The sequence below is a fragment of the Arthrospira sp. PCC 8006 genome, assembly GCF_046480465.1.
GTDB lineage: Bacteria > Cyanobacteriota > Cyanobacteriia > Cyanobacteriales > Microcoleaceae > Limnospira > Limnospira platensis.
Genome location: NZ_PKGG01000216.1, coordinates 1 through 8831 on the forward strand (window position 1 = coordinate 1; position 8831 = coordinate 8831).

10 protein-coding genes are annotated in these 8831 nt (G+C 46.2%); 4 read left to right on the forward strand and 6 right to left on the reverse strand.

Annotated features, from left to right (window positions below; translation table 11 throughout):
• The 4 genes from B9T16_RS22535 to B9T16_RS22550 all read left to right on the forward strand — a co-directional run.
• On the forward strand, positions 1 to 369 hold a 369-nt coding region (locus B9T16_RS22535), incomplete at its 5' end, for a hypothetical protein (RefSeq protein WP_410245825.1).
• A gap of 36 nt (positions 370 to 405) precedes the next feature.
• On the forward strand, positions 406 to 2607 hold the full coding sequence (locus tag B9T16_RS22540; RefSeq protein WP_410245826.1) for an NACHT domain-containing protein: 2202 nt from the start codon (positions 406 to 408) through the stop codon (positions 2605 to 2607).
• Positions 2608 to 2687: 80 nt separating this feature from the next.
• Positions 2688 to 3017 carry a hypothetical protein gene (locus B9T16_RS22545; RefSeq protein ID WP_410245827.1) on the forward strand — a complete coding sequence of 110 codons (330 nt, stop codon included), beginning with the start codon at positions 2688 to 2690 and terminating at the stop codon, positions 3015 to 3017.
• Positions 3017 to 3403: a type II toxin-antitoxin system VapC family toxin gene (locus tag B9T16_RS22550; protein ID WP_410245834.1), complete on the forward strand. Its 387-nt coding sequence runs from the start codon at positions 3017 to 3019 to the stop codon at positions 3401 to 3403. Before B9T16_RS22545 ends, B9T16_RS22550 begins: the two co-directional genes overlap by 1 nt.
• A gap of 414 nt (positions 3404 to 3817) precedes the next feature.
• Here B9T16_RS22550 and B9T16_RS22555 read toward each other — a convergent pair whose 3' ends face one another.
• The 6 genes from B9T16_RS22555 to B9T16_RS22580 all read right to left on the reverse strand — a co-directional run.
• Positions 3818 to 4042 (reverse strand): hypothetical protein, encoded by a 225-nt coding sequence (locus tag B9T16_RS22555; RefSeq protein ID WP_410245828.1) that lies wholly within the window; start codon positions 4040 to 4042, stop codon positions 3818 to 3820.
• Between the two features lie 41 nt (positions 4043 to 4083).
• The gene (locus B9T16_RS22560) at positions 4084 to 4323 is read right to left on the reverse strand and encodes a hypothetical protein (RefSeq protein WP_410245829.1); all 240 of its coding nucleotides are present in this window, start codon (positions 4321 to 4323) and stop codon (positions 4084 to 4086) included.
• A 78-nt stretch (positions 4324 to 4401) separates the two neighbouring features.
• The gene (locus tag B9T16_RS22565; protein ID WP_410245830.1) at positions 4402 to 4839 is read right to left on the reverse strand and encodes a hypothetical protein; all 438 of its coding nucleotides are present in this window, start codon (positions 4837 to 4839) and stop codon (positions 4402 to 4404) included.
• Between the two features lie 313 nt (positions 4840 to 5152).
• On the reverse strand, positions 5153 to 5500 hold the full coding sequence (locus B9T16_RS22570; protein WP_410245831.1) for a hypothetical protein: 348 nt from the start codon (positions 5498 to 5500) through the stop codon (positions 5153 to 5155).
• Positions 5501 to 5531: 31 nt separating this feature from the next.
• The gene (locus B9T16_RS22575) at positions 5532 to 5915 is read right to left on the reverse strand and encodes a hypothetical protein (RefSeq protein ID WP_410245832.1); all 384 of its coding nucleotides are present in this window, start codon (positions 5913 to 5915) and stop codon (positions 5532 to 5534) included.
• A gap of 620 nt (positions 5916 to 6535) precedes the next feature.
• On the reverse strand, positions 6536 to 8831 hold a 2296-nt coding region (locus B9T16_RS22580; RefSeq protein ID WP_410245833.1), incomplete at its 5' end, for a CHAT domain-containing protein.

The window sequence follows — 8831 nt, forward strand, 5'->3', positions numbered from 1 at the left end:
TGCCGCTTCGGTTGGGATATACCACTGAATGAGGGCGGTTTGGGTGGGGAGGAGGCGGCGCAAGTTCGGGAGTTGGGCGGGGACTTGTTGGGTGAGGGTAAAGTTGGGGTCGTCGAGTTCCGTGAGCAGGTCTTGGAATTGCTGGTTAGCGGCTTGGAGTTGTTGGCGGATGAGGGTTTCCGGGGAGGGTTGGTTGGGGTATTTTTCGGTGGTGGGGGTGAGGGTTTCGCTGGGGGTGTAGGCGAGTTGTTGTTGGTAGCTGGCGATTTGACGGCGCAGGTCGATGATATTGACGTGGCTACAGCCCTAAAATGTTACAGAAGTATACTGTTAGCTAATTTTGTTGCAAGTTATCGGGGAATAATATAGCATCAAAGCCTAAATGAGTATTCTGCTGTAAACGCAATGAGAAAATTGAGTGCTTCCCTACCTAGTTTAATGACAACAGCATTGAATGGTGTCATGTGTTGGGGCATTAATCAACTACCAGGAAAATCCGATCTACCAATTCCAGAACAACTATTTTTTGGGCTAACAGTATTCTCTATGGTAGGAATTGGCTTCTGTAGCACTCAGTCCAGTAATTCTCAAACAACTTCTGAAACAACAAACCGTGCTTGGTTGATTGGACTACCCCCAGTGATTGGAAGTATTGTCCTCTTCCTATTACTCAAGGGAGATCATTTGCCCAATGAGCTAGTTCAATATGCAGGTTATGCATCTTTATTTTTGTTTGTTATGGGAACATTATTGCCAACTCTCATGGCTTTTTTACAAATACGGCAAAAGCCCATAATTACACCCTCTAGCTCATCAAATCTAACTCCCCAAGCCTATAAGAACCGTCAAGCACTACTAAACAAAGTTAAAAACTATTGGATTAAAGGAGTTCTAAAAGGTTCTCTATCTGACCGAGCGTCAATTGAGTTAGGGTTGGAAGAGCGATTTGATGCCGTGCGATTAGATTGGCAAACACCGGAACAGCCTCGCAGAAGTTTGCCAAAAGGTACTAAGGCAATCAACCAATTTGACAAAATGGGGAAAGGTTGCACTATGCTCATTTTAGGAGATCCAGGTTCGGGGAAAACAACTACTTTGCTACAAATAGCAGAGGAGTTAATTCAGCGTGCGGAGCAAAATACTGAACTGCCCATTCCTGTAGTTTTTAACCTGTCTTCTTGGGCGGCAGCGAAAAAGCAAAGTCTTGCCGAGTGGCTGTTGGAAGAACTAGAAACTCGATATCAGATACCACAAAAAATCGGCAAAAATTGGCTGGGAAATCAAGATTTTTTATTGTTATTAGACGGTTTAGATGAGGTAGCTGAGGAACGTAGAAATGATTGTGTCATTGCTATCAATGACTTCAAAAATAGTTACGGAACAACCGAGATGATTGTTTGTAGCCGTATCAAAGACTATGAATCTCTTTCTAGCCGTTTAGAATTTCAAGGGGCTATCTTCATTGAAGATTTAACCCTAGAACAAATCAAGGATTATTTTGACCAAGTAGGAGAGCCACTACAAGGGGTAAAAGAAGTATGGGTTAATGATACGGTGTTACAAGATTTGACGAAAACTCCACTCATACTTTCCATTGTTGCCATTACCTATGAGGGTATTTATGCCTATGAATTACCCAAAATGCCTTTAGAAAAAAGACGAGAGCATTTATTCAATAAGTATATCCAGAAAATGTTAAATCGTCGTCAGCAGAATCAGCAATATTCCGATCAGAAAACGCTTCGCTGGCTAACTTGGTTAAGCCAAAATATGTCAAGTAAATCTCAAACTATATTTTTAATTGAGCGGATGCAGCCTAGTTGGTTGTCAGAACAAGAAAGATTTTGGTATGGCGCGACTCTTTTTAGCATTCCTATGTTATGGGGATTAAGTTTGGTGTATTTGGTGAATATATCAATTTTATCAAAAATATTATTTATTTTATGTTTTTTTATATATGGAGTTATATTAGCTAGTTTAACAAAAATCAATCCTATGCAATCTTTAAAAATAAGCACTTTTTTAGGGACATTAGGTTTTATGGCATTAATTATAGGTACTGCCGCAACAATATTAGTTTTGTTTCTAATAATTGCTGAATATATTTTTCAAAATTTATATATAACCTTATCCTCACCTCTCATAGCAGAAATTTTATTAAACTGGTCATTTGTATTCTGGATTTTGGCACTCGTCTTCTGGCTTATATCACTAAGCGATTCAGAAGAATATGTTATAGACTCAACTATAAATCCTAACCAAGGAACTTACACATCACTAAGAAATGGAATTATCTTGCTATTTATATTGATTACTGGATTTGGCGTATTTACAATTTTGACAAGTTTTCCTGTATTATGGAGTGCAGTTATTACGAGCTTTATGTGGATATTTTCGCCAGCAATGTTTGCCTGTATTCAACACTTTGCACTGAGAGTTATCTTAACCCTAAGTGGTAAAGCTCCTTGGAATTATGCCAAGTTTCTGGATCATGCCACGGAACGAATATTTTTACAAAAGATTGGTGGGGGCTATATTTTTATTCATAGAATGTTGTTGGAACATTTTGCATCAAAAACTCAGCCTGGACTCGCTGTTCATCCATAGCCGCGCACCGGGTAGGGGATACCATCGGGATTTTACCCCATCCCCGCCACTGAGAAACCGGGTTTCTTTGTTAAATATTTGTGAATAAACACCAGATGCTAGTAGAAATCCGGTTTCTTCTCCCAGACTTTTTCCCTTTACCCTCTCAAAGTAGTACAATCAAAGAAATCTCAAAGTTGAGGTCAATGATGAGTCCCCTCCTAGAAAAAGTCTTAGCAGAAGTCACCCAACTCGATCGCCAAGAGCAGTTGCAACTCGTCTCCTACTTAATTACCCAGTGGCAACAACAGCCGAACCTATTTGTAGACAAAAAAATCAGCCGTAAAAGTTTATTTGGTTGTATGCAGGGCAAAATCAAGATTGCCGAAGACTTTAACGCACCCCTCAATGATTTTTCTGAGTATATGTGATGCGCTTATTATTAGATACACACATCTTTATTTGGCTGATAGACGGCAACCCAAAACTTAGCCAAACCGCAAGGCAAGCGATCGAAGATGAAAGTAACACGTTGTATCTAAGTATTGTTAGCCTCTGGGAAATAACCATTAAAACTAGCCTCGGTAAACTCGAACTGGCAATCCCACTCGAACAAATTGTTATCAATTTTATTCTTCCCAGCGATATTGAAATTCTACCCATTCATCTGCCGCACTTATTGATCTTACAAACGTTACCTTTCCATCATCGAGATCCGTTTGACCGATTATTAATTTCCCAAGCTAAATCTGAAACTTTAACTTTACTATCAGAAGATGGTATGTTTGAGCAGTATGAAGTAGAAATACTTTGGTAGTTTATCGAATACCACTCCCACCAAAGTAGGGCTGTTTCATTAAAAAATTAAACTTATAATCTTTAGGGAGTTCGATGAGTAGGTATTTTCTTCATTAGGATAGCCGAAGAATTCTTGAATCAGGGAGAGATAAGCCTGCACTCTGGGTTCATCCATCGCCACGCACCGGATAGGGGATACCATCGGGATTTTACCCCACCCCCGCCACCGAGAAACCGGGTTGCTGAAGACCTCTAGCGATCGCTTCACTGGAAATGATTTACCAATTCCCTAGAGATTATCGTCCCCCTTCAACGTTACCACTCCGGGCGGACGGGGGGCGAAACTCAGGCGATCGCCTCCCCAAGGCGTAACTGGAGATTGATATCGAGCGATTCCTTAGCCGCCGACTTCTTAAACCGGACAGCATACCCTTCATTTGCCCTTTGCTTCTGCCTGAATGTCTTGTTTTAACTCCTCCCAAGACACCTCTTCCTCATCCTCACGAGTATGAGCCACTAACACATCATAGAAATCTTCCCATAACTCACTCCGAGGAAATCCGTAATTCCTGACCCTCCCCACCTCGACAGCCGAGGATTTCTTGAATCCGGGAGAGATACGCCTACGATCGCCCTTAGCGCGATCGCCCTTTTTCAATCCAATATTTGGCAGCTTTGAAGGCTAAATAAGCCACTAGACTACTGATGGCGATACGTCCTCCGGACACGCTGCGCGAACGCACTCAAAAACGGATGGGGATATCTGCCAAATTCTGCTTCCCACGGAAACGTCATCCGTTGGGGTTCAAATAACAATCCGCTACTGGAGGCAACGATCGCACCCCCAGCAATTCCTACCCCCACCGCCTGAATGTGATCTTGGAGTTTTTGTTGCTTTTCTTGAATGTGGCGATCGCGTTCCGCTTGGTCAATTTCCACTAAACCGCGAATTGTGGCAATTGCTTGATTGAGGAGGTTGGAACCGGGATAAAAGTAGTTTAAATCRGCGCGGATTTGTTATTGAAAAGTTATGGCTTCCTTTTCGTAAAATAACCGCCAACCTTCCATGGGAGTTTCTGCCAGTTGTTCCATGCGTTCTAAACTGGTTTGATAGTTTTGGCGATTGATGGCGATCGTATGGCGCGCATATTCCATATTTCGCAGTTGTTGAGAATAGTTGAGGGAAGTCTCTAGCAGGGTTTTTAAAGTGATTTTCAAAGTTTGCAGTTCCCTGGCCGAGAGTAGGTCTTTGTTTTGCCGATTGAGATAGGTTTGACTCACCGGATTGAATTCTGTTTCATGGTTTGTGACTAGGCGATCGGCGCGATCGTAATAAATCCGACTATCTTGAAAACTTTTACAGATTTTGTGATAATATAGTAGTAACTCCGGCAATTCCCAATAACACTTTTGCAGGATTAAAGTTGGCTGTTCTTCAAATAGAAACCAAGTCAATAAATGACCGTAGGGATTTTCCTCTAAATCCGCCCTCGGACTCCCGTACTCATACAGATATCCACCCAGCAGATTATCAGCGCGATAGAGAGGCGGTAATTTCTCCCCATTTTYCAGKKKRAAAAAACTYAATCYAGCCTTGTCTAGCCAGAGGTTCTAAGTCGCGAATATTCTCCGGTTTATTGGTGTTTAAATAGGCACTTAATAACAGAGTTTGCCCTAAATTAGAAGCCGAATCCGGTGACGGTTTAAAGCAATTACCAGGGTTAAATTTAGCTAAATCCGCCAGCTTATATTCATCTTGTCCGGGGGTTTAGGGTTGGCAAATATTCAGATTTAGGGCATAACTATCATGGAGACATTGAGGATAAATAAACCCTTCTAAATGCTGTTTAGTGGTAAAGTCAAATGTAGTTATTTCATCATCAGCACCGACCAGCAAATCGAAATTTTGGGAAGGTTCATCTGAGCGAATATCTAACTCTAAGTCTACCTCGAACTTGTTAAGAATACTGCTATATTTTGCCTGCACCCATTGGGGGGTAACGTGGTCTAAGGTTTGGGCGGGGGTATCATCATTTGAGGTCACTAAGCCGCGATGATATTCATAGGCGAACCAATACAAACTAGGGGCATAAATTGGGGCTATTTTATCGCTCATATTTATGGTTGCTAAAGATTAGGTAAACAGATTAGGAGTGTGCTTGTTTTGCCTGTTGCACTCTAGCCACCAGTAAGGCCTTATTATAGACCGTTTCCGGTCGTTCTCCTTCTGCTGGTTTGGGGATTGTCTGCCCTTGTTGTTTCATGTGGGCGCGAACTATTATCAACTCTTCTGGGTTGAAGGTAATCTGATACTCGTTACACCATGATTTAATGATTTTCGCCAGTTTCAAGGTTTTATCTTCGGCGGCGGTTAATTGGTCTTCTAATACTTGTAGATGTTCCGACAGTTTGGGGTGATTTTGGGGGTTGGTTTGAGATGGTTCGAGATAGGTGAGGAAGTCTTCGATAGTTTGTAATAAATCTGAGTTGGAAATGCGATCGCTCACGGTATTATCTCCGAATGTGAACATACCGAGTCTGTAGCAGCATTTGGGCGGTATTAACCAATTTTAACAAGGAAACCCGGTTTTTCACTGTTGGCTGTTGGGTGTTTAGTGTTGGGTTACGCTGCGCTTCACCCAAGCTACTGTCTTACTCCCTCTCCCTGTGGGAGAGGGCTGGGGAGAGGGCCGAGCATGATTCCTTATTGTTGGGTGTTKAGTGTTGGGTTACGCTGCGCTTCACCCAACCTACTGTCTACTGTCTTACTCCCTCTCCCTGTGGGAGAGGGCTGGGGAGAGGGCCGAGCATGATTCCTTACAGTTGGGTGTTGGGTTACGCTGCGCTTCACCCAACCTACTGTCTACTGTCTTACTCCCTCTCCCTGTGGGAGAGGGCTGGGGAGAGGGCCGAGCATGATTCCTTATTGTTGGGTGTTGGGTTACGCTGCGCTTCACCCAACCTACTGTCTACTGTCTTGCTCCCTCTCCCACAGGGAGAGGGCTGGGGAGAGGGCCGAGCATGATTCCTTATTGTTGGGTGTTTGGTGTTGGGTGTTGGGTGTTGGGTGTTGGGTTACGCTGCGCTTCACCCAACCTACTGTCTTGCTCCCTCTCCCTSTGGGAGAGGGCTGGGGAGAGGGCATTATCCMCTACAAACCGATCGCCACAAAAGCCGACCAATAACGGCGCTGACCAAACGGACAACCCTCATCATAATCCATTAACTTCAAATCAATCATCTCACACTCATCCTCCGTCATCTKCAAACCCTGACCACACCAGTCTAAAAACCCCGCAACCGAAACCCCTCTGAGCCAATTTTGCGCCTTATGTAATGCCATCACCACCCGCTCATCTTGGCGGAATTCATAATAGAAACGAATCGCCAAACAAGCCGTCGCAAAATCATCCACACACCATAAACTACTCACCACCGCCGGAGTTCCCGCATACAAAAACCCACTGGCTAACCCAATATATTCATCGGTCAATAAACTCCCCATTAGTCCCGTTTCACAAGCCGAAAGCATCACCAGACGACAGGCGGGAATTTCCAGATTGCGATAAATTTCCCCCAGGGTTAAGCCTTGCTGTGCCGTGTCGAAGCGACGACCATCCCGGAGGGTGAGGGTCTGGGGTTTTTCCTCCGTGGGGGCAGATTCGAGGGGTGCATACCCTGCCAAAATCACGGCGGAATTGAGGGGWTTTTCGCTGTCAAAGCCCCCGTGACAGGAAAAATGAATTATATGACTCTCGCGCAGTTTCTCTAGGGTTTCTGGGCGATTTAGGGCGGATTTCGTCGCGGCTTCCCGGCTGAGGATATAGGTGTTGGGGTCGAAGTAGGGGCGGATGAACTCGACCTCCATTTGGGCATAGTTCAGGTCTTGGGTGGGGTTCTGCACCGCGAATAATTGGGGTGGGKTGGCCGGTTGGGGGYGGTGGTGGATGTAGTCGAGAATTTGGCAACTGGGGGCGTAGCTGACCCCTTGGCTAAAGCGCTCCAGTAAGGGGGTGGCGGGGGCGTTGAGGTCAACGGATAAGGCGTGGAGGGGGAACAGGTGCAGGTAGAGATGGGGAATCAGAATCAGCCGTTGACAAGTGGGCGGCAGGGGTGCGATGATATCCGATAGGTGAAGATATTCGGTGAGGTCATCTAGGCGATCGCCTAGAGCTTGATACCAACTGGCTTGGCGGTAGTCCGCGAAGTAGGTTTGGTTGAATTGGTCGAGGCGCTGGCGTTGGTCGGCGCTGTAGCAGTAAACGTCTATATGGGGGCGGTCTTGGTCTAGGGTGACGGTGAACGCCCAGGCTCCCAAGTTCGGGTCTTGGGGGAGATACCATTCGATGAGAGCCGTTTCCGGGGTCAGGAGTTGGCGAAAGTCGGGGAGTTGGGGGCGSACGGTCTGGAGRGCGTTRAAGGCGGGGTCGTTGATTTGCGCCAGGAGGCGGTCCCGTTGTTGCAGCAGGTGTTTCAGTTGAGGGGTTCCCGGTGCGTCGGTGGCGGTGGCGATGTCCCGGTGTCCTCGGCGTTCCCCGGCTTCGGGGGTCTCGGTTTCCCCGGCTTCGGGGGTCTCGGTGGGGGCGAAGGATTGTTGGAGGGCGGCGATTTCCCGGTTGAGTTGGCGGTATTGGTCCTGTTGTTGGGGGGTGGCGTTTTTGGGAACCAGGTCGGCGCTGGTGAGCATTTCCATGAGGGTGCGGGACTTACTGCGATCGACGGTGAGCAGGGCTTGGTCGTAGCGTTCCAGGTGCAGGCAAGCCTGTATCATTTTGCCATAGATGGGCAGGGCATCTTCCAGGATTTGACGTTTCGTATTGGGGGAGGTCGCCCAGTCCCGGCTCTGTTCCACGGCGCGGATGGCGTTGTCGTAGCCTTCGATGGCGCTTTCCCAGTTTTGGAGGTCATAACCGAGGTTGCCGAGGTTGCGTCCGGTTTGGAGGCAGTCTAGGGGGAAGGAGGAGGGGGTGCGGACTTCTAAGGCATCTTCGTAGCGGCGAATCGCCTCCTCGATATTGTCGGCTCGCTTTCCCCAGATGCGGGTTTGGTAGGCAKYCCCCAAGTTCATTTGAGTCATTGCCCAATCTTCGGGAAAGGCGATGCGGGTGCGGACTTCTAAGGCGGATTGGTAGGCAAGAATGGCAATTTCCAGATTATTGGCTCGACTGCCTAATGGGAAATCACTAATATTAATGGCAAAATTATGAAGGTTTCGGGCTAGGTCCTTATTTTTCCTAATTTTCTTGGGGTCGAGTTGGGAGTGAAACCATTGGCGGAGGGTTTCGGCAAAATCGAGGTCGAGTTGGTCTTGGTATTTTTGGAAAATGGTATAGACGGCTTTCCCGCTTAATCCCCTTTTTTTGGCTTTCAGGATTTCTAACCAAATCGCTAAATACTCAGGGRATATCGCCTCAACGGTCGGGTTAGAGGTTACCGGAGCCGGGGAA

Coding starts and splice junctions, on each gene's coding strand:
- B9T16_RS22540 (WP_410245826.1), top strand. CDS start 406: ATGAGAAAATTGAGTGCTTCCCTACCTAGTTTAATGACAACAGCATTG.
- B9T16_RS22550 (WP_410245834.1), top strand. CDS start 3,017: ATGCGCTTATTATTAGATACACACATCTTTATTTGGCTGATAGACGGC.
- B9T16_RS22570 (WP_410245831.1), bottom strand. CDS start 5,500: ATGAGCGATAAAATAGCCCCAATTTATGCCCCTAGTTTGTATTGGTTC.
- B9T16_RS22575 (WP_410245832.1), bottom strand. CDS start 5,915: ATGTTCACATTCGGAGATAATACCGTGAGCGATCGCATTTCCAACTCA.